This is a genomic window from Dietzia sp. Alg238-R159 (assembly GCF_900537145.1).
Classification (GTDB): Bacteria; Actinomycetota; Actinomycetes; order Mycobacteriales; family Mycobacteriaceae; genus Dietzia; species Dietzia kunjamensis.
This window is the reverse complement of the sequence record NZ_UNRI01000002.1, coordinates 254,906-274,793: the sequence shown is the minus strand read 5'-3', so window position 1 is coordinate 274,793 and position 19,888 is coordinate 254,906. Positions and strand designations below refer to the sequence as shown.

The following is a 19,888-nucleotide window of genomic DNA, read 5'->3' as shown; positions in this document are numbered from 1 at the left end:
CCGGACACCGAATCAGGAATCCGGGGGGATCATGCACGAAATTGAGAAGCGCGTCCGACACGCACTACGAATGGCGCTGGGCGGAACGGTCGACGTGGGAGGGCTGGACAGATCCGACGATCTGTTCGCCGCCGGCATGACCTCGCACCAGACCGTGCAGGTCATGCTCCGGCTCGAGGACGAGTTCGATGTGGAGTTCGCCGATGAGGAACTGGTGAAGGCGACCTTCGCCACCATCGACTCGATGGTGGCGGCGCTCGCGGTTCACTCATGAAATTATTAGACTTTTCCGGAGCCGCGCCGTTGCCGCCGGCCTTCCACTCCCCACCTGCGTTTTACCTGAGAATTAGCGCCTTTGATACCGCCCGCGGGGCCCAAAGCGTCGACCGATGACGCCGTCCGGAAGCGCGCCGGTAGTATGGGGAGCTCTCGCCCTTCGGCCCGGGGGCAGCGGGGTTCAGACCTATCAGCGCGAATTTATGCGAGCCGCCGCACTGGCGGGGTCCGGCCACGCCTTCGCCGCCGTGGTTCAACGCGACGCGGTGGGGGAACTCCCGGCGTCCGTCCACCCGCTGACGCGCCCCATAACGAGCGGGGTGCGTCGAGCGCTCTCGGGTCTGCGGCCGGTACGTACCGAGGGAATCTTCCATTCCCTCGATGTCGATCTGCCTGTCGCCCAGCGCAGAGCGCGTGTGAGCACCGTGCATGACATGTCGGTGTTCGACGCGCCCTGGGCCTCCGGGCCGATACGAGCCCGGGGCGAGCGCGCGCTATTGCGCCGGTCCCTGAATTGCGCCGACGCGGTGATCGCGGTCTCAGCGTTCACCGCGGAGAGAGTGCAGGCCCTGACGGGTCGTATGTCGACCGTCATCCCGCTCGCGCCCGCCAGCTGGGCGAGGGTGCCCGCCCGGGCCGAGGTTAGAGCCGTCGTCGACCACTACGGTCTTCCCGATCGATTCGTCCTCCAACTCGGAACACTCGAGCCGAGGAAGTGCCCAGAGGTGGCCGCAGAGGCCGCACGGGTGCTCGGTCTGCCAATGGTCCTTGCTGGCGCCGGCACGGAGGCCCCAAACCTGGCGCCCGGGACCATGGGCCTGGGATATGTAGATCGAGCGCACGTCCCCGCCTTGTACAGGGCCGCGACCGTCGTGGCGTACGCGTCGAGGTACGAGGGGTTCGGCCTCCCTCCTCTGGAGGCGATGGCCTGTGGCGGCGTGGTGGCGGCCAGCGCGGTCGGTGGCATCCCCGAGGCGGTCGGTGCCGGGGCGGTGGTCGTTCGCGCAAACACTGTCGAATCCTGGGTCGACGCACTGAAAGAACTCGCGTTCGACGGCGATCGCAGGACGGAGCTTCTCCACCGGGCGGAACGCGTCGTGCGGAACCGCTCGTGGGACGCGGTCGCGGCGGAAACCCTCGCCGTGTACCGCACTGTGAGTTGACTGGGCCACATTGAGGAGTCGTCGATCCGTGAACACCAGAAATGTCGTATTGGTCAACGCCAGCGGAATGCGCTCTGGAGCCGAGAACGTACTTGCCGGGGTCGCTCAGACCCTTGCGGCCACGGGCGCTCAAATCATCCTGGTGAGTCCCCATGGTCCCGTCGTCGGAGCGTTCCCGTCCGGGACGGTTCATGTGGCCATCGACACCCTCGGATTGCAGGGTCGCTCCGGAGCGTCCCGGATGATCGCCGTCGCTCGGGTCGCGGCCGCCTGGATTCGAGCTGGCCGCACGCTACGCCGGGTCGTCGGCCCATCGGACACGGTCGTGGTCAACTCGCTCTTCGCTTTGCCAGCGCTGCCGGCGGCTTTCCCCAGAGGCAGACATACGGGCCTCACCACCTGGTTCGTCCATGACACGGTGGTCAGTCGGAAGCAGCGTGTCGCGGTGAGGTTAGGTGCCCGCCATCTCGACCGCGCGGTCGCGGTCTCCGGGGCCACCGCCGCCTCGGTCCGGGGCTTGGTGCGAGAGGTCGTCCTCCGGCCCCATGGGGTGGAGATCGGCGACGACGATGCCTTCGGATCGCCCGATCGCGGGCAGGTGATCGGCATCCTCGCCACACTAACCCCCTGGAAAGGGCACGATGTGCTTCTCGAGGCCGTCGCTCGCATTCCCCATCTCATCCTGGAGATCGCAGGGGGCGAACTGCCCGGAGAGTCCAGCTACGTCGCGACGTTGAAGGCCCGCGCTGAAGAAGACGACCTTCGAGGCAGGGTGGTGTTCCTCGGCCACGTCGACCGCTCCGAGGTGCTGTCGAGGTGGTCTGTGGCCGTCTCCGCCTCAATCCTTCCGGAGGCCGGCCCGTTGGTCGCGTTGGAGGCCATGGCAGCAGGGGTGCCGGTCGTCGCCACATCCCACGGCGGCGTTCGCGAATATCTTTCCGACGGTGCCGGCGTGTTGGTCGCACCTGGCGATGTCGATGCTCTCTCCCGTGCTCTGCAGGAGCTGACGGGGGACGCGCGACGCCGCGAGGAGATCGCGCGGGTTGCGCGAGCGCGAGTGAAACGCTCGCACGATATCCGCCGCACGCTGCCGGCGATGGTGGATGCCCTCACCATCGACAAACCCTGAAGGAGCTTAAAGCAGAGCGCCCCGGCCTGAGGCCGGGGCGTTGGTGGTGCGCGATACTGGGATTGAACCAGTGACCTCTTCCGTGTCAGGGAAGCGCTCTCCCGCTGAGCTAATCGCGCGGGTTTCTGCGACCGGACGAGTCCGGCCGTAGAGGTGGAGACGGGAATCGAACCCGTGTTGACGGCTTTGCAGGCCGCTGCCTCACCACTCGGCCACTCCACCGCAAAGGTATCGAGCCTGGTGAGGACGTCCTGGCTCCTCGATCCCTCCGAGCGGATGACGGGATTCGAACCCGCGACCCTCACCTTGGCAAGGTGATGCGCTACCAGCTGCGCCACATCCGCATCGCTTCCCGGCTCGCTGTTGCTCACCGCGTTGCGAGAATGAACATTAGCCGACGACTTCGACGGAACACAAATCCGGGGTCGGAAATGGTCGATGATCTGGGCATACGTCCGAAATCGCCCGACGACAGCACCTCCCGGCCGGGCGCCGACCGTCGCGAGGTCACACCTGCTCACGTCTCCCCAGGGCGCCTCGTCGGAGCAGCGTCATCTGTGACCACTCGCCGGTCGGCAGGGCCGCCGGCGGCCGGGGCAGTGCGGCATGGGCCCGCGAACAGGGCTGCGAGGGCCTCTCGGACCCCGAATTGGGCGGTGGCCCGGGGCTTGCTACAGTGTTCCGGTGCCGAGCGAGACAGCGCGGCGCGGTGGGGTCCTATAGCTCAGCGGAAGAGCGCTCCGTTCACACCGGAGAGGTCACTGGTTCGAACCCAGTTAGGACCACAACGAAGACAGAAGCCCTCCCGGGAACGGGAGGGCTTCTGTCGTCGCGGGGCCTACCCGTGACCGCGGGGTCGGCGCAGGCCTACGCCAGACCGCGGGGACTACCAATCTGGCGGGTCAGCGCTCGCCCGGCGGGCCGACGGCGATCAGACCGCGTCGGGGGACGCCTGTGTGCCGGACTCCAGTGCCTGCTCCAGCGCCTGGGTGAAGACTTCCACCGGCTGCGCACCGCTCACCGCGAGCCGGCCGTCGAACACGAAGAACGGCACCCCTCGGACCCCGAGGCCGCGGGCCGTCTCCGCGTCGCGCCGGACCTCGTCGGAGAAATCGTCACCGGCCAGCACCCGGTCGACCGCGTCGGAGGGCAGGCCGGCGTCGACACCGATCCGCCGCAGCACGGCGGGGTCTGAGATCACCTGACCCTCGGAGAAATGGGCGCGGCGCAGTCCCTCGTCGACCTCGTCCGCGCGCCCGCGCTCGGCCGCCAGCGCGGCGAGCCGGTGCGCGTCGAACGTCGAACAGACCCGCGCCGACCGCCAGTCGAACTCCAGGCCCAACTCGCGGAAGCGGGAAGCCATCTGCTCCTGACCGGCCTCGGCCTCGGCTAGGGACATCCCGTACTTGCGCGCGAGCATCTCGACGCTGGTCTCGCCCGGCTCGTCCCCCGTGACGCGAGGTGCGGACGGATCCAGTTCGTAGGCGCGCCACGCGACCTCGACCTCGGTGTCGGGATGGTCGACCCGGAAGGACTCCAACGCCGCCTCCAGGTGCCGTTTGCCGATCCAGCAGAACGGACAGATGACGTCGGACCAGATGTCGATGCGCATACCCGGGTGCAACGCCCCGGCGAGGTCCGGGATTCCGTCAGGGCCCCGGGTAGCATGGACCGGCCCGGTCCCTGCTGTGGACCGGTGTCAGCCCGGGTGGCCCGCCGTCACCCGACGTCCACTGCCCGAGGAGATCTCCCCCCGTGTCCGAGAACCGCATTCCGGAAACCGATGTCGACGCGACGGGTGCGGCGCCTGTGACGACCGTCGTCCCGGCCGGTGAGCCCGCGGGCAAGATCCTCGCCGAGCGGGAGCTGCAGTCGCGCAGCGGCCCGGAGACGATCGTCGTGGTGCGGGATCCGGAGGGGACCCTGCGGGATCTGTCCTGGGCGCCTGCCGAGGACACGGAGGTGGAGCTCGTCCGGGCCGACTCCGAGGACGGGCGGTCGGTGATCCGGCATTCGTGCGCACACGTGCTCGCCCAGGCGGTGCAGGACAAGTTCCCCGAGGCCAAGCTCGGGATCGGCCCGCCGATCGAGAACGGCTTCTACTACGACTTCGACGTGGCCGAGCCCTTCACGCCCGAGGACCTCAAGGACCTCGAGAAGCGGATGAAGAAGATCATCAAGGCCGGCCAGCGCTTCTCGCGGCGGGAGTACGCCTCGCTCGACGAGGCGCGCACCGAGCTGGCGGGCGAGCCGTACAAGCTCGAACTGGTCGAGGACAAGGGCCGGGCGGACGCCGGTGACGCCGACGGCGCGGTGGCGCTCGAGGACTCCGAGATCATGGAGGTCGGCGCGGGTGCGCTGACCGCCTACGACAACCTCAACCCCCGCACGGGCGAGGTCATCTGGTCGGATCTGTGCCGCGGCCCGCACACGCCCACCACCAAGTTCATCCCCGCGTTCACACTCACGCGCTCGTCCGCCGCCTACTGGCGGGGCGATCAGAACAACGCCGGTCTCCAGCGGATCTACGGCACGGCCTGGGAGAGCACCGAGGCCATGGACGCCTACCTCGACCGTCTGGCCGAGGCGGAGAAGCGGGATCACCGTCGGCTCGGGACCGAGCTGGACCTGTTCAGCTTCCCCGACGAGATCGGGTCCGGGTTCCCGGTGTTCCACCCCCGCGGCGGGATCATCCGCAACGAGATGGAGCAGCACTCCCTCAGGCGCCACCTGTCCGCCGGGTACTCGCTCGTCAACACCCCGCACGTGACCAAGGGCGACCTGTTCCGCAAGTCCCAGCACCTGAGCTGGTACTCGGAGGGGATGTTCCCCCCCATGGTCCTGGACGCGGAGTACGACGCGGACGGCAAGGAGACCAAGCCGGGGCAGGACTACTACGTCAAGCCGATGAACTGCCCCATGCACAACCTCGTCTTCGACTCCCGCGGCCGCTCGTACCGCGAGCTCCCGCTGCGAATGTTCGAGTTCGGCACCGTGTACCGGTACGAGAAGTCCGGGGTGATCCACGGCCTCACCCGCGCCCGCGGCTTCACCCAGGACGACGCGCACATCTACTGCACCGAGGAGCAGATGGAGGGCGAGATCGCCTCCGTGCTCTCCTTCATCATCTCGCTCCTGCGCGACTACGGCCTCGAGGACTTCTACCTCGAGCTGTCGACCAAGGATCCGGAGAAGTACGTCGGCGGCGACGAGATCTGGGAGCGCGCGACGGACACGCTGCGTCGGGTGGCCACGAACTCCGGCCTCGAGCTGGTCCCGGACCCGGGCGGGGCCGCCTTCTACGGCCCCAAGATCTCCGTCCAGGCACGCGACGCCATCGGGCGTACGTGGCAGATGTCGACGGTCCAGCTGGACTTCAACCTGCCCGAGCTGTTCGACCTGACCTACAACGCCGCGGACGGCACCAAGAAGAGGCCGGTGATGATCCACCGCGCGCTCTTCGGCTCGATCGAGCGGTTCTTCGCGGTCCTGCTCGAGCACTACGCCGGTCTGTTCCCGGCGTGGCTGGCGCCCGTGCAGGTGGTGGGCATCCCCGTGGCGGAGGCGCACGAGAAGCATCTCGAGGACGTGATCGACGAGCTCCGGGGGCGCGGTATCCGCGCCGAGCTCGACGTCTCCGACGAGCGGATGCAGAAGAAGATCCGCAACCACACCACCGGCAAGGTCCCGTTCATGCTCCTGGCCGGTGACCGCGACGTCGAGGCGGGCGCGGTGAGCTTCCGGTTCCCGGACGGGACGCAGCTCAACGGGGTCTCGCGGAACGCCGCGATGGACAAGATCTCGTACTGGGTCAACTCCCGACGCAACGACGTGCCGACCGCGGAGCGCGTGTGACGGCCGGAGATCCGTCCTCGACGGGCGTCTACCGCCAGTTCGGGGTGGGGGAGGACCACCTCCAGTTGCTGTGGGCGCCCTACCGGATGTCATATATCGCCGAGTCCCGTCCCGAGCCGGCCGAGGGGATGACGGGGGAGCCGTTCCTCGACATCCCGAGGATGAGCGACGAGGACGGGCTGGTGGTCGCCCGGGGCGAGCACGTCTACGTCGTGCTCAACCTGTTCCCCTACAACCCGGGTCACTCGATGGTGGTGCCGTACCGCAAGGTGGCGGACCTGGAGGACCTCGACGACGACGAGTCCCGCGAACTCATGTCGTACACGCAGCACCTGATCCGGGTCATCAAGGCGGTCTCGAACCCGGACTCGTTCAACGTGGGGCTCAATCTGGGTGGCGCGGCCGGCGGGTCCCTGTCCGAGCATCTGCACCAACACGTCGTGCCACGCTGGATCGGAGACGCGAACTTCATTACCGTGACCGGCGGAACCAAGGTGCTCCCGCAGCTCCTCCGACAGACGCGGCAGCTGCTCTCGGAGGCGTGGTCCACCACGATGTCACCGGGCGATGTGTCCGGACCAGACCGCACCTCGAAGTAGGCAGGGAGTCGAATGCTCAGCGAGTACGGAAGGTCGGGGGTCGCCAGGGTGGCCCACCCCCTGGCGGCGTTCCTCGTCCGCAGCGGCGTCACCGCCAACGGGATCACCCTCGCCGGCCTCCTGCTGACCTGCGCCGCGGCGATCACCCTGTTCGGACCCGGTCACCTGGTGGCCGGCGCGATCGTCATCGCACTGTGCACCCTGTTCGATCTGGTGGACGGGGCGGTCGCCCGCGCGAGCGGGGGCGGGTCACCGTACGGGGCCCTGGTCGACGCGGTCTCCGACCGGGTCGCGGACGGCGTGATCCTGGCGTCGCTGTTGTGGTGGCTGGTCTATACCGACCCCGACAACCGGTACGCGCTGGTCATGCTCCTGTCCTGCCTGATCCTGTCCCAGGTGGTGTCGTACTCCAAGGCCCGCGCCGACGCGGGCGGACTCCGCACACCGGGCGGGCTCATGGAGCGCGCCGATCGCCTGGTCCTCATCCTGCTCGGCGCCGGCCTCGAGGGGCTGGGGGTGCCGTGGGCACTCGAGGTCGGGCTGACCGCCGTCGCGGCGGGCAGTTTCGTCACGGTGATCCAGCGGGTGTGGGGCGGACGCACCGACTACCTCGAACGCGTGGCGCGTAGCGCCGCCCCCGCGGCGGGAGACCGATGAGCGCGCTCGGTGATCGCCTTTCCGATCTCGGGTACGCCGCCGGATGGGCAGTGGTGCGCGCCCTTCCGGAGCCGGCCGCGCGCGCCCTCTTCCGTGTGGGCGCCGATCTCGCGGCCCGCCGACAGGGTCCGGACTCGCAGCTGCGCAGGAACCTGGCCCGCGTCCTCGGGGTCGCCCCGGCCGAGGTCCCCGACGACCTCATCAGGGAGTCCTTCCGCTCCTATGCCCGCTACTGGCGCGAGGCCTTCCGTCTCCCCTCGATGGACCGCGAGGCCGTGGCCCGCGAGATGGACCGGACGATCGCCGGGGTCGAGAACCTCGACGCGGCGCTCGAGCAGGGGCGCGGGGTGGTCGTCGCGCTGCCGCACTCGGCCAACTGGGACCTGGGCGGCACCTGGCTGGCGCGACGCTACGGCGGGTTCGCCACCGTCGCCGAGAGACTCGAGCCGGAATCGCTGTACCAGCGCTTCCTGGACTTCCGCGAGGGCCTGGGCTTCACCATTTACCCGCACACGGGCGGACCCACCCCGCCGCTGGACGCCCTGCGCGAGTACCTCGCAGGGGGCGGGATCGTCTGCCTACCGGGGGAGCGGGACCTGCGCCGGACCGGGGTGCCCGTGACGTTCTTCGGCGAGCAGACGCGCATGCCCGCGGGTGCGGCCCGGCTCGCGGTGGAGACCGGCGCGCCGCTGCTGGTCGCCCAGTTCTGGTACGCCGACGAGGAGACGATGCGGGTCCGCATCACCCCGCCCATCGACGTCTCAGGTGGTATCGAACCGGCGGTCCAGGCGATGGCCGACCTGTTCGCCGAGGGGATCGCCCGGCACCCCGCGGACTGGCACATGCTCCAGCCACTGTGGCTGGACGACCTGCCGGCCGAGCGGCGTGCGCGGATCGAGCGCTGACCCCGCCGTGCGCATCGGCATGATCTGCCCCTACTCGTTCGACGCCCCGGGCGGGGTGCAGGCCCACGTCGTGGACCTGACCGAGGAGCTGCGACGCCGCGGACACACTGTCCGTGTCCTGGCCCCGGGCAGTCCCGGCAGCGCGCCGGTCTCCGGGATGACCCTGACGGGGCCGGGCGTCCCGATCCCCTACAACGGGTCCGTGGCCCGGCTCAGCTTCGGCCCCTCCACCTGGCGGGCCACCCGACAGTGGCTCCGCGAGCAACCGCTGGACGTCCTGCACATCCACGAGCCCAACGCCCCGGGCGTCGGCATGTTCGCCCTGGCGATGTCCTCTGGGCCCATCACGGCCACGTTCCACACCTCCACCACGGGGTCGATGATCCTCGGCGCCGCCGACGGGGTCCTGGCCCCGCTGCTCGAGAAGATCCGCGGGAGAATCGCGGTGTCGACCCTGGCGCGCCGCTGGCAGATGGAGGCCCTGGGCTCCGACGCCGTCGAGATCCCCAACGGCGTCGACGTGTCCGCGTTCACCGACGTCGACACCTCAGCCGAACCGACCGACACACCGACCGTGGCGTTCCTCGGCCGCTACGACGAACCCCGCAAGGGGATGGGCGTGCTCGCCGCAGCGCTCCCCGCCGTCCTGCGGGACGTCCCGGGCCTGCGGCTGCGGGTCATGGGCGACGGCGACGAGCGGACACTGCGCGCCGCCCTCCCGGCCGGGTTGGACGTGGAGTTCCTCGGCCGGGTCGACGACACCCGCAAGGCCGCGGTGCTGGCCGCGGCGGACGTCTACTGCGCACCCAACACCGGAGGGGAGAGCTTCGGCATCGTCCTCGTGGAGGCCATGGCCGCCGGGACCGCCGTCGTGGCCGCCGACCTCGACGCATTCCGCCGTGTCCTCCGGGACGGCGAGTGCGGGGAACTCGCCACGGTCGGCGACGCCGGTGCCCTCGCCGCAGCCCTCACGAGGGTCCTCACCGACCCCGGGCGCCGCGCCGACCTCCGCACCCGCGGTCTCCAGGCGGTCCGGGAGTACGACTGGCCCGTCGTCGCCGACCGGGTCGTGCGTGTGTACGAGACCATCCGCGGCCCGGGGGAGACGCTGCGTGTCCGCTGAGCTGATCGTCCTCGTCGTCGTCGTCCTCGTCGCCGCGCTCGCGGCGTTGTTCACCGCGTACCTCACCGCCCACCGCCTGGACCGGCTCCACATCCGCACCGACCTGGCCCGCGCCGCCCTGACCGGGGCCCTCGAACGACGCCACACGGTCGCCGCCGCCGTCGCCAGCGACCTCTCGGTGCGGGACCCGGCGGGCGCGGACCGCCTGGTGCGGGCGCTCGCGCACGCCCGCGCCCACCCCCCGGGGGCGATCGCCGGGCCGGACCCCGCGCCGCACCCCGACCACCGACGCCGTCGCGACGACGGCAGCGCGCCTGACGACGCCCCCGAGCCCGACGCCGAGGTCGCGGAGAACACCCTTGGCGTCGTCCTGTCCGGGGTCGACACGGACGCCCTGCCCGACGATCTCGCCGCCGAACTGGAGGACGCCTCGGATCGCGTGTCCATGGCCCGGCGCTTCTACAACGACGCCGTCCGCGACACCCGCAGTCTGCGGGAACAGGCCCCGGTCCGCCTCCTGCGACTGGCCGGCCGGGCCCCGATGCCCGGGTACGTCGAACTCGTCGACGCACCGCCACCGCAGGCCTGACCAACCCCGGTGGGGCGGCGGTTGGGGCGCCGGGGTGAGGGAGACCTACACTGGACCCCTGTCACACGTCGTCTGAGCCAGGAAAGGCCTATTTCGTGAGCGACCCGCAGTCCAGCGAGAACACCACCGGAACCGCACGCGTCAAGCGAGGTATGGCGGAGATGCTCAAGGGCGGCGTCATCATGGACGTCGTCACCGCCGAGCAGGCGAAGATCGCCGAGGACGCCGGCGCCGTGGCCGTGATGGCCCTCGAGCGCGTCCCCGCCGACATCCGGGCCCAGGGCGGCGTCGCCCGCATGAGCGACCCCGACCTCATCGACGGCATCATCGAGGCCGTCTCCATCCCCGTGATGGCCAAGGCCCGCATCGGGCACTTCGTCGAGGCGCAGATCCTCCAGGCCCTCGGCGTGGACTACGTCGACGAGTCCGAGGTCCTCACCCCGGCCGACTACGCCAACCACATCGACAAGTTCGGCTTCACCGTGCCGTTCGTCTGTGGCGCCACCAACCTCGGCGAGGCCCTGCGCCGCATCACCGAGGGCGCGGCGATGATCCGCTCCAAGGGCGAGGCCGGCACCGGTGACGTCTCCAACGCCACCACCCACATGCGCCAGATCCGGCAGCAGATCCGCAAGCTCCAGAGCCTGCCGTCCGACGAGCTGTACGTGGCCGCCAAGGAGCTGCAGGCGCCGTACGAGCTGGTCAAGGAGGTCGCCGAGACCGGCAAGCTCCCCGTGGTCCTGTTCACCGCGGGCGGCATCGCCACCCCGGCCGACGCCGCGATGATGATGCAGCTCGGTGCCGAGGGTGTGTTCGTCGGTTCCGGCATCTTCAAGTCCGGCAACCCCTCCGAGCGGGCCAAGGCGATCGTCAAGGCGACGACCTTCCACGACGATCCGGAGATGCTCGCGACCATCTCCCGCGGCCTCGGCGAGGCCATGGTCGGCATCAACGTCGACGACATCCCCGAGCCCCACCGGCTCGCCGAGCGGGGCTGGTGACCCGCCGGTGGCGAAGATCGAGGACATCCTCGAGATCGAGCGGATAGACCGCGACCTCTACCGGGGACCGGCCATCCGCACGCACCTGCAGCGGACCTTCGGCGGCCAGGTCGCCGGTCAGACCCTCGTCGCCGCGGTCCGGACCGTGGACTCCGACAAGCACGTCCACTCCCTGCATGGGTACTTCATCCGGCCGGGCATCCCCGACGTGCCGACCGTCTTCCAGGTCGACCGCCTCCGGGACGGTCGCAGCTTCGCCACCCGCCGTGTCACCGCCATCCAGGAGGGGGAGCCGATCTTCTCCATGTCGGCCTCCTTCCACCTGGTCGACCAGGAGGGCATCGAGCACCAGGACTCGATGCCCCGGGTCGTGGGGCCCGAGGAGATCGACGTCCCGAGAATCGAGGACCTCGACGAGGCCCACCGCGTCTTCGTGGAGGAATGGGCCCAGTGGGACATCCGGATCGTCCCCCGGGACCGCCTGGAGACGAGTTCGGTGCTGGCCTCGCAGCAGCGGGTGTGGTTCCGCAGCGTCGACACGCTGCCGGACGACCCCAATTTCCACGTGTGCACACTCGCGTACATGTCGGACATGACGTTGTTGGGCTCGGCCAAGGTCCCGCACCCCGACGAGCCCACCCAGGACGCCTCGCTCGACCACGCCATGTGGTTCATGCGCCCCTTCCGGGCCGATGACTGGTTGCTGTACGACCAGACCTCGCCGTCGGCGTTCGGGGGGCGCGCCCTCACCCAGGGGCGGATCTTCGACCGCTCCGGCAGGCTCGTCGCCGCCGTCACTCAGGAGGGACTGTCCCGGCGCCTGCGACCGGGAGCCCAGTCGTTCCCGGTGAGCACCACCGACGACCCGTCCAAGAAGTGAGCACGGACGCCCCGACCGTCGGTGTCCTCGCCCTCCAGGGCGATGTCGCCGAACACGTCCGCCACCTCGAGTCCGTCGGCGCGCGGGCCGTGGCCGTCCGCCGGCGCTCCGAGCTCGACGGCGTGGACGGACTCATCCTGCCCGGCGGGGAGTCCACCGCGATGAGTCGGCTGTTGGACGTCTACGAGATGTACGAACCGGTGGCCGAGAGGATCTCCGGCGGCATGCCGGTCTACGGCTCCTGCGCGGGCATGATCCTGCTGGCGTCGGTCGTCCTTGACACCCGGGCCGACGCCACCTGGTTCTCCGCGATCGACATGACCGTGCGACGGAACGCCTTCGGACGGCAGGTCGACTCGTTCGAGGCCGACCTCGTCGTCGACGCCCTCGGCGCCGACCCGGTCCGGACCGTGTTCATCCGCGCACCCTGGGTCGAGACGGTCGGCCCCGCCGTGGAGGTACTCGCCCGCGTCCGCGCCTCCGACGGCCACGATCACGTGGTCGCGGTGCGCCAGGGCAACGCCCTGGCGACCTCCTTCCACCCCGAGGTGACCGACGATGTGCGCGTTCACCGGTACTTCGTCGACATGGTGCGGCAGTCGACCTCGTAGACTGGCCAGTCAGCGACACATCGCACCGGGCCGCCAACCGAGGTCGGCCCGGACTGACACCCCCGGAGGGCGGAACATCCCATGTCAGGCCATTCCAAGTGGGCCACCACCAAGCACAAGAAGGCCGCGATCGACGCCAAGCGCGGCAAACTCTTCGCCAAGCTCGTCAAGAACATCGAGGTGGCGGCCCGTACGGGCGGCGGTGACCCAGCCGGCAACCCCACGCTCTACGACGCCATCCAGAAGGCCAAGAAGAACTCTGTCCCGGGCGACAACGTCGAGCGGGCGCGCAGACGTGGCGCCGGCGAGGAGGCGGGCGGCGCCGAGTGGGAGACCATCATGTACGAGGGGTACGGCCCGAACGGCGTGGCCCTGCTCATCGAGTGTCTGACCGACAACCGCAACCGCGCCGCGGGCGAGGTGCGCACGGCGATGACCCGCAACGGCGGCAACCTCGCCGACCCCGGTTCGGTGGCCTACCTGTTCACCCGCAAGGGCGAGATCGTGCTGGACAAGGGTGAGCTCGAGGAGGACGACGTCCTCATGGCCGTACTCGAGGCCGGGGCCGAGGAGGTCAACGACCTCGGCGAGCAGTTCGAGGTGGTCTGCGAACCCACCGACCTCGTCCGGGTGCGCACCGCGCTCCAGGAGGCCGGCATCGACTACGACTCGGCCGAGTCCGGGTTCCGCGCCTCGGTCGAGGTGACCGTCGACGCCGACGGCGCCGCAAAGGTCTTCAAGCTCATCGACGCGCTCGAGGACTCCGACGACGTCCAGAACGTCTACTCGAACCTCGACGTGCCGGACGACGTGCTGGCGGCGCTCAACGCCTGACGGGCGGCCCACTGGTAGGGTCTCGAACGTAGGTTCTACCACTGGTCGGCGAAAGGTCGCTATGCGCGTGATGGGTGTGGACCCGGGACTGACCCGGTGCGGGCTCGCGCTGATCGAGACCGAGCCGGGTCGGGCCGTCACGGCGTTGGACGTGGACGTGGTGCGGACGACCGCCCAGGAACCACTCGAGAGGCGCCTGCGGGCGGTCCACGCCGTTGCGGACGAGTGGATGGAGATCCACCGCCCGGACGTGGTCGCCATCGAGCGGGTCTTCGCCCAGAACCAGGTCTCCACCGCCATGGGCACTGCCCAGGCCGCCGGCGTCGTGGCACTGGCCGCCGCCTACCGCGACATCCCGGTGGCCTTCCACACGCCCTCCGAGGTCAAGGCGGCCATCACCGGCAGCGGGCGCGCGGACAAGAAGCAGATGACCCTGATGATCACCCGGATCCTCGGCCTGCAGAAGCCCCCCAGCCCGGCGGACGCGGCCGACGCCCTCGCGCTCGCCGTGTGCCACAGCTGGCGGGCGCCCATGCAGGGCCGGGTCGCCGCGCTGGACGGCCATGTCGCGCGGTCCCGGGCCGGGTTCGAGTCGAAGGTGGCGGCGGCACGGGACGCCGCCACGTCGAACGCACACGGTGGTCGCAGCGCGGCCGCCGATCAGGAGCGCGCCCGGGCCGCGGCCCGGGGCATGGCGCGGACGAAGGGAGTGCGCTGGTGATCGCCTCGATCCGGGGGACCGTGGCCGAGATCGGCCTGGACCGCTGCGTGGTGGAGACCGGGGGAGTCGGGGTGCTCGTTCACGCGACCCCCGCGGCGCTCGCCGGTCTCCGGCGCGGCGCGGAGGGGATGCTCCACACGGAGCTGGTGGTGCGCGAGGACTCGCTCACCCTGTACGGATTCGACTCGGTGGACGCGCGTCAGTTGTTCCTCACCGTGCAGACCGTCTCCGGCGTCGGACCACGACTGGCCCTGGCGATCGTCGCGACCCTCGAGCCGGAGGTTCTCGTCCGGGCCCTCGGAACCGGGGACGTCAGGGCGTTGACCCGCGTCCCCGGCGTGGGCAAGCGCACGGCCGAACGCATGGTGCTGGAACTCAAGGACAAGGTCGGTCCCGTGTCCGACGGTGGCTCCGTGGGGATCCAGGGCGGCGCGACAGGCGGGTCGGCCGCGACCGAGGTCGCAGAGGCACTCGAGGGCCTGGGCTTCTCCTCCGCGGAGGCCGAGAAGACCGCCACCGCGGTGCTCGCGGCCGAGCCGGACCTCGACCCGGCGCAGGCCCTGCGACTGGCCCTCAAGTCACTTGGTAGGCGCTGATGGCGGGACCGTTCGACGCGCCCGGCGACGGGCGTTCCCCCGACGTCGACGACGGGGCGGGCCACGAGGGCGAGCTGTCCGCGTCCGCGACCCCGTTCGACACCGACGTCGAGGGTGCCCTCCGACCCCGCAGCCTGGGCGAGTTCATCGGTCAGGAGACGGTCCGGGAGCAACTGGACCTGGTCCTCACCGCCGCCACCCGCCGCGGGGTCGTGCCCGACCACCTGCTCTTCTCCGGGCCGCCCGGGCTGGGCAAGACGAGTCTCGCGATGATCGTCGCGGCGGAACTCGGCGGCTCACTACGGATCACCTCCGGTCCCGCCCTCGAACGACCCGGCGACCTCGCCGCGATGCTGTCCAATCTCATCGAGGGCGACGTGCTGTTCATCGACGAGATCCACCGCATCGCGCGCCCGGCCGAGGAGATGCTCTATCTCGCGATGGAGGACTTCCGGATCGACATCATGGTGGGCAAGGGGCCCGGGGCCACCTCGATCCCGCTGGAGATCGCCCCGTTCACCCTGGTCGGTGCCACCACGCGATCCGGAGCGCTGACCGGTCCGCTGCGCGACAGGTTCGGGTTCACCGCGCACATGGACTTCTACACGGACACCGACCTCGCCAGGATCGTCACCCGCGCGGCGGACATCCTCGCCATTCCCGTGGAGCCCGATGCCGCGCTGGAGATCGCCGGCCGGTCGCGGGGCACACCCCGGATCGCCAACCGGCTCCTGCGACGGGTCCGCGACTTCGCCGAGGTCCGGGCCGACGGTCGCATCACCGTGCCCGTCGCCAGGGCCGCCCTCGAGGTGTACGAGGTGGACGAGCTGGGTCTCGACCGTCTCGACCGCGCGGTCCTCAGGGCGCTCCTCGTCCAGCACGAGGGGGGCCCGGTGGGGCTGAGCACTCTGGCCGTGGCGGTGGGGGAGGAGTCCACCACCCTCGAGGAGGTGTGCGAACCCTTCCTCGTCCGGGCGGGTCTGCTCGCACGCACCCCCCGCGGGCGCATCGCGACCGCCGCGGCGTGGGAGCACCTGGGCCTCACCCGGCCAGGGCCCGACAGGGCGGCCGGGGACCCGATGTTGCCGGTCGAGGTCGACCGGGGCCCCGGCGCGCGCGGCTGAGCCCCGGGCTGGCATCCTCGGACGAGACCGTCCGTAGCCCGGACCCGCCAGCGACCCGGAACCGGCGGGTCCATGTCAGGAGGACCCGAATGGGACTGGAACTGCTGCTGCCGTTGATGATCGTCGTGCTGATCGTGCTGATGGTCCTGCAGAGCACGAGACAACGCAGGGCGATGAAGGACATGCGGGAGATGCAGGCCTCACTGACGGCGGGCGATCGCGTGCTCACCACCTCGGGCCTGCGCGCGACCATCGTCTCCGTGGGCGACGAGACCGTGGAACTGGAGATCGCCGAGGGCGTCCACACCCAGTGGGACCGACGCGTCATCCGCGAGAAGATCGACGCCGGTACGACCCCCGGAGCCGACACCGGCACCGGTGCCGCGGATTCCCGGTAGGCCACGACCGGCGAGTAGTGTAATGGGGCCCTCCAGCCGGAGGCCCCAGACGAAGACCGAGAGAGATCACCTGTGTCACCAGCTCGTCCTCGAGGCGCCGACGCCCGCCCCAGACCGTGGGCGCTGCTGTCCGCGTTCTTCCTGGTGCTGTTCATCATCTTCCTCGGCGCCTTCGCCGTCGCCGAGCGCGGCCTGACGCCCAAGCTGGGCATCGATCTGCAGGGCGGTACCCGCGTCACGCTGATCCCCAAGGGGGACCCCGACGAGGCGGACCTGCGACTGGCCCAGGACATCATCCGCGACCGGGTCGACGGGCTCGGCGTCGCCGGGACCTCGGTCGTCATCGAGGGCAGCAACATCGTCCTCACGGTCCCCGGTGAGGACTCCAGCCAGGCCCGTGACCTCGGCACCACCTCGCAATTAACGATCCGTCCCGTGCTGCAGGTCCAGCCCGTCGCCGAGGGCGACGTCGAGCCCGTGCCCGCCGCCAAGGGGGACCGCGACGCCGTCGCCAGGGAGGTCGAGGAGGCCCGCGAGCTCCGCCAGGGCGACCCGCAGGAGCTCACCGAGACCCTCGCGACCTTCCGCTGCCCGGAGCGCGATGTCCTGGCCGGCTTCGATGACCCGTCCCAGGCCCTCATCGCCTGCGGTGAGGGCGCCAAGTACGTCCTCGGCCCGGTCCCGTTGCTCATCGGGGAACCGGAGGACGGGAAGCGACTCGACGGGCAACAGATCGTCAAGGACTCCGTCAGTTCCGGGTTCAACCAGCAGGCCGCCAAGAACGAGGTCTCCTTCCGGTTCAACGCCGGACCCGGTGAGCAGGGAAGCGCCACCTGGTCCCGCTTGACCCAGGAGAACCTCCAGCGGCAGATCGCCATCCTCCTCGACGGCGAGGTCATCAGCGCGCCCGTCGTCCAGGGCGTCACGCCGGTCGGTTCGGCGACCTCCATCACCGGTGACTTCAGCACGGACGAGGCGGCCTCTCTCGCCGCGAACCTGCGCTACGGTGCCCTACCCATCTCCTTCGAGGACCCCAACGTCGACAACGTCCCGGCGTCCCTCGGTCTGGCCTCGCTCGAGGCGGGCCTGCTCGCGGGCGCCATCGGATTCCTGCTGGTACTGGCGTACTCGGCCTTCTTCTACCGCCTGCTCGGTGTGTTGGCCTTCGTCTCGCTGGCCCTGTCGTTCCTGCTCACCTACATCCTGTTGGTGTTCCTCGGATACACCGTCGACTACAGCCTCGACCTCGCGGGCATCGCGGGCCTCGTCATCGGTATCGGCATGACCGCCGATTCCTACGTCGTGTTCTTCGAGCGCATCAAGGACGAACTGCGGGACGGCCACCGGTTCAGATCCGCGGTGCCACGGGCCTGGAAGAGCGCCAGCCGCACCATCGTCACCGGCAACATGGTCAGCCTCATCGGAGCGCTCGTGCTCTACCTGCTGGCCAGCGGCGAGGTGCGCGGATTCGCGTTCACCCTGGGCCTCACGACTATCATGGACGTCTTCGTCGCGTTCACCGTGACCTGGCCGCTCGTCTACCTCGCCTCCACCAAACCCACCTTCGCCAAGACCTGGGCGAACGGGATGGGACGGATGGAGAACCTCCAGGCAGCCGCGGCGGAACAGCGCCGCATCGACCGGAAGACCGAGAGCGATCTCGAGCAGGGCCAGGGCCGCGGGGTCACCGCGACCATCCGCGGCCCGGGCGGCGACACCATCACCGAGCCGCGCACCGAGCGTCCCGCCACCGATGAGGAGGAGGGCCGATGAGCACTCCCACGACCTCCGAGCCCGGGAGCGGCGCCGCCACCCCCGCCGGCCGGTCCGACAGTCTGTTCACGCGGCTCTACACGGGGACCGGGGCGTTCGGCATCGTCCCGAACCGCCGGAGGTTCTACGTCCTCACCACCGTGATCGTGTCGATCTGCCTGGCGAGCATCATCTTCCGTGGCTTCAGCTTCGGTATCGACTTCACCGGTGGCACCAAGCTCACCATGCCCGCAGCCGACCACGACAAGAGCCGCGTGGCCGCGGTGGTCGAGGAGTCCGTGGGCGAGGAACCCCAGACGGTCCAGATCGTCCGAGCCGGGGACGCCCGCATCGTCGAGGTGGAGACGCGGTTCCTCACCAGTGATGAGATCCGCGCGGCCAAAAACGCGCTCTACGAGGAGTTCCAGCCGGTCACGGCCGACGGAGACGCCTCGGTGGAGGCTATCGGCGACTCCGCGCGCTCGGAGAGCTGGGGAGGTCAGGTCACCGAGAACGCACTGATCGCCCTCGGCGTCTTCCTCGTCATCGTCTTCGGCTACATCGCCTTCCGCTTCGAATGGCGGATGGCCACCGCAGCGATCGTCGCCCTGCTGTTCGACGTGCTGACCACCGCCGGCGTCTACTCGCTCGTCGGCTTCGAGGTCACCCCCGCCACCGTGATCGGACTCCTGACCATTCTCGGTTTCTCCCTGTACGACACGGTGATCGTGTTCGACAAGGTCGAGGAGAACACCCGGGGCATCAGACACACCGCGAGCCGCACCTACGCCGAAGAGGCGAACCTGGGTGTCAACCAGACCCTCATGCGCTCGATCCACACCACGATCATCGGCGTGCTGCCCTTGCTGGCGCTGGTCGTGATCGCCGTGTGGATTCTCGGTGTGGGCACCCTGATGGACCTGGCGCTCGTGCAGATGGTCGGCATCATCACCGGCACCTTCTCCTCCGTCTTCCTCGCGACACCCCTGCTGGTGTCCCTCAAGAACCGCGATCCAGAGATCCGCCGCCAGACCGCCAAGGTCCTGGCCCGACGCGAGAAGGCCGAGGCCGCCGCATGACCGAACCTGCCCTCACCCCCGTCTCACCGGCGATCAGCTCTGCCGTGGAGCGGCTGATGCGTCGCGTCGAGGACTTCCCGTCCGCGGGGGTCCAGTTCTGTGACCTCACCCCGGTCCTCGCTGACGCCGACGGCTTCGACGCCGTCGTGGCCGGGCTCATCGCCGGACACGAGATCGGCAGCGTGGACTACGTCGCCGGACTCGACGCCCGCGGGTTCCTGCTGGCCGGCGCAGCGGCCGTGCGCCTGCACACCGGCATCCTCGCGATCCGCAAAGCCGGCAAGCTCCCGCCCCCGGTGCACTCGCGTTCCTACGAGCTCGAGTACGGCGCCGCCACGTTGGAACTCCCCGCGGACGGGCTCGACCTCAGCGGGAAGCGCGTCCTCGTCGTCGACGACGTCCTCGCCACAGGGGGGACGCTCACCGCAGCGGTCGGTCTACTCGAGGACTGCGGAGCGATCGTCGTGGGGCTGTCCGTGGTGCTCGAGGTCCCCGGCCTCGGGGGGCGGGATAGACTGGCCGCCACACCGCTGACCTGCCTCACGGTCGCGTGACCGCCGGCCGTTCCTGACGGCCCGGAACTGGAGGGAGGAGCC

At 69.9% G+C, this 19,888-nt stretch carries 21 protein-coding genes and 4 tRNA genes; 21 read left to right on the top strand and 4 right to left on the bottom strand.

Annotated features, from left to right (window positions below; all coding sequences use genetic code 11):
* Positions 1-31 precede the first annotated feature (31 nt).
* From G6R20_RS06050 to G6R20_RS06040, 3 genes are all read left to right on the top strand, one after another.
* A complete protein-coding gene (locus G6R20_RS06050) occupies positions 32-274 on the top strand; it encodes a phosphopantetheine-binding protein (protein ID WP_240341293.1) in 243 nt (80 codons plus the stop codon).
* Positions 275-710: 436 nt separating this feature from the next.
* Positions 711-1,439: a glycosyltransferase family 1 protein gene (locus G6R20_RS06045; protein ID WP_240341292.1), complete on the top strand. Its 729-nt coding sequence runs from the start codon at positions 711-713 to the stop codon at positions 1,437-1,439.
* A gap of 28 nt (positions 1,440-1,467) precedes the next feature.
* Positions 1,468-2,568, top strand: a complete 1,101-nt coding sequence (locus G6R20_RS06040; protein WP_163375827.1) for a glycosyltransferase family 4 protein — start codon at positions 1,468-1,470, stop codon at positions 2,566-2,568.
* A 44-nt stretch (positions 2,569-2,612) separates the two neighbouring features.
* Here G6R20_RS06040 and G6R20_RS06035 read toward each other — a convergent pair.
* The 3 genes from G6R20_RS06035 to G6R20_RS06025 form a co-directional block, all read right to left on the bottom strand.
* Positions 2,613-2,687, bottom strand: a tRNA-Val gene (locus G6R20_RS06035).
* Between the two features lie 32 nt (positions 2,688-2,719).
* Positions 2,720-2,790: transfer RNA gene (locus G6R20_RS06030), tRNA-Cys, on the bottom strand.
* Between the two features lie 49 nt (positions 2,791-2,839).
* Positions 2,840-2,912 (bottom strand) — tRNA-Gly (locus G6R20_RS06025).
* A gap of 369 nt (positions 2,913-3,281) precedes the next feature.
* Here G6R20_RS06025 and G6R20_RS06020 point away from each other — a divergent pair.
* Positions 3,282-3,353, top strand: a tRNA-Val gene (locus G6R20_RS06020).
* A gap of 146 nt (positions 3,354-3,499) precedes the next feature.
* On the opposite strand, the gene G6R20_RS06015 is transcribed toward G6R20_RS06020, so the two are convergent.
* Positions 3,500-4,180 carry a DsbA family oxidoreductase gene (locus G6R20_RS06015; RefSeq protein ID WP_163375826.1) on the bottom strand — a complete coding sequence of 227 codons (681 nt, stop codon included), beginning with the start codon at positions 4,178-4,180 and terminating at the stop codon, positions 3,500-3,502.
* 158 nt (positions 4,181-4,338) lie between these two features.
* On the opposite strand from G6R20_RS06015, the gene thrS reads away from it, so the two are divergent.
* The 17 genes from thrS to G6R20_RS05930 all read left to right on the top strand — a co-directional run bounded on the left by thrS (position 4,339) and on the right by G6R20_RS05930 (position 19,846).
* Positions 4,339-6,423 (top strand): threonine--tRNA ligase, encoded by a 2,085-nt coding sequence (gene thrS, locus G6R20_RS06010; protein WP_163376077.1) that lies wholly within the window; start codon positions 4,339-4,341, stop codon positions 6,421-6,423.
* Between the two features lie 86 nt (positions 6,424-6,509).
* Entirely contained in the window at positions 6,510-7,022 is a 513-nt protein-coding gene (locus tag G6R20_RS06005; protein ID WP_240341336.1) for an HIT domain-containing protein, read from the top strand.
* A gap of 12 nt (positions 7,023-7,034) precedes the next feature.
* Positions 7,035-7,679, top strand: a complete 645-nt coding sequence (gene pgsA / locus G6R20_RS06000) for a phosphatidylinositol phosphate synthase (protein WP_163375824.1) — start codon at positions 7,035-7,037, stop codon at positions 7,677-7,679.
* On the top strand, positions 7,676-8,584 hold the full coding sequence (locus G6R20_RS05995) for a phosphatidylinositol mannoside acyltransferase (RefSeq protein WP_163375823.1): 909 nt from the start codon (positions 7,676-7,678) through the stop codon (positions 8,582-8,584). The genes pgsA and G6R20_RS05995 overlap by 4 nt, the downstream gene beginning before the upstream one ends.
* A gap of 7 nt (positions 8,585-8,591) precedes the next feature.
* On the top strand, positions 8,592-9,707 hold the full coding sequence (locus tag G6R20_RS05990; protein WP_163376076.1) for a glycosyltransferase family 4 protein: 1,116 nt from the start codon (positions 8,592-8,594) through the stop codon (positions 9,705-9,707).
* On the top strand, positions 9,697-10,296 hold the full coding sequence (locus G6R20_RS05985; protein WP_163375822.1) for an NUDIX hydrolase: 600 nt from the start codon (positions 9,697-9,699) through the stop codon (positions 10,294-10,296). Before G6R20_RS05990 ends, G6R20_RS05985 begins: the two co-directional genes overlap by 11 nt.
* 95 nt (positions 10,297-10,391) lie before the next feature.
* Complete coding sequence (gene pdxS, locus G6R20_RS05980; protein WP_120283374.1) at positions 10,392-11,297, top strand: pyridoxal 5'-phosphate synthase lyase subunit PdxS; 906 nt, start codon at positions 10,392-10,394, stop codon at positions 11,295-11,297.
* Between the two features lie 7 nt (positions 11,298-11,304).
* Positions 11,305-12,177 carry an acyl-CoA thioesterase II gene (locus G6R20_RS05975; protein WP_163375821.1) on the top strand — a complete coding sequence of 291 codons (873 nt, stop codon included), beginning with the start codon at positions 11,305-11,307 and terminating at the stop codon, positions 12,175-12,177.
* A complete protein-coding gene (gene pdxT, locus G6R20_RS05970; protein ID WP_119193230.1) occupies positions 12,174-12,788 on the top strand; it encodes a pyridoxal 5'-phosphate synthase glutaminase subunit PdxT in 615 nt (204 codons plus the stop codon). The genes G6R20_RS05975 and pdxT overlap by 4 nt, the downstream gene beginning before the upstream one ends.
* Before the next feature lie 81 nt (positions 12,789-12,869).
* Complete coding sequence (locus G6R20_RS05965; RefSeq protein WP_096905400.1) at positions 12,870-13,622, top strand: YebC/PmpR family DNA-binding transcriptional regulator; 753 nt, start codon at positions 12,870-12,872, stop codon at positions 13,620-13,622.
* A 61-nt stretch (positions 13,623-13,683) separates the two neighbouring features.
* The gene (locus G6R20_RS05960; protein WP_067717868.1) at positions 13,684-14,343 is read left to right on the top strand and encodes a crossover junction endodeoxyribonuclease RuvC; all 660 of its coding nucleotides are present in this window, start codon (positions 13,684-13,686) and stop codon (positions 14,341-14,343) included.
* Positions 14,340-14,939 (top strand): Holliday junction branch migration protein RuvA, encoded by a 600-nt coding sequence (gene ruvA, locus G6R20_RS05955; protein WP_119193231.1) that lies wholly within the window; start codon positions 14,340-14,342, stop codon positions 14,937-14,939. The genes G6R20_RS05960 and ruvA overlap by 4 nt, the downstream gene beginning before the upstream one ends.
* A complete protein-coding gene (gene ruvB / locus G6R20_RS05950; protein WP_096905403.1) occupies positions 14,939-16,063 on the top strand; it encodes a Holliday junction branch migration DNA helicase RuvB in 1,125 nt (374 codons plus the stop codon). Before ruvA ends, ruvB begins: the two co-directional genes overlap by 1 nt.
* An 89-nt stretch (positions 16,064-16,152) precedes the next feature.
* Entirely contained in the window at positions 16,153-16,461 is a 309-nt protein-coding gene (gene yajC / locus G6R20_RS05945; protein ID WP_119193232.1) for a preprotein translocase subunit YajC, read from the top strand.
* A gap of 144 nt (positions 16,462-16,605) precedes the next feature.
* A complete protein-coding gene (gene secD / locus G6R20_RS05940) occupies positions 16,606-18,234 on the top strand; it encodes a protein translocase subunit SecD (protein ID WP_119193233.1) in 1,629 nt (542 codons plus the stop codon).
* Positions 18,231-19,292: a protein translocase subunit SecF gene (gene secF / locus G6R20_RS05935; protein WP_163375820.1), complete on the top strand. Its 1,062-nt coding sequence runs from the start codon at positions 18,231-18,233 to the stop codon at positions 19,290-19,292. The genes secD and secF overlap by 4 nt, the downstream gene beginning before the upstream one ends.
* Positions 19,289-19,846, top strand: a complete 558-nt coding sequence (locus tag G6R20_RS05930) for an adenine phosphoribosyltransferase (protein WP_163375819.1) — start codon at positions 19,289-19,291, stop codon at positions 19,844-19,846. Before secF ends, G6R20_RS05930 begins: the two co-directional genes overlap by 4 nt.
* Positions 19,847-19,888: the final 42 nt, after the last annotated feature.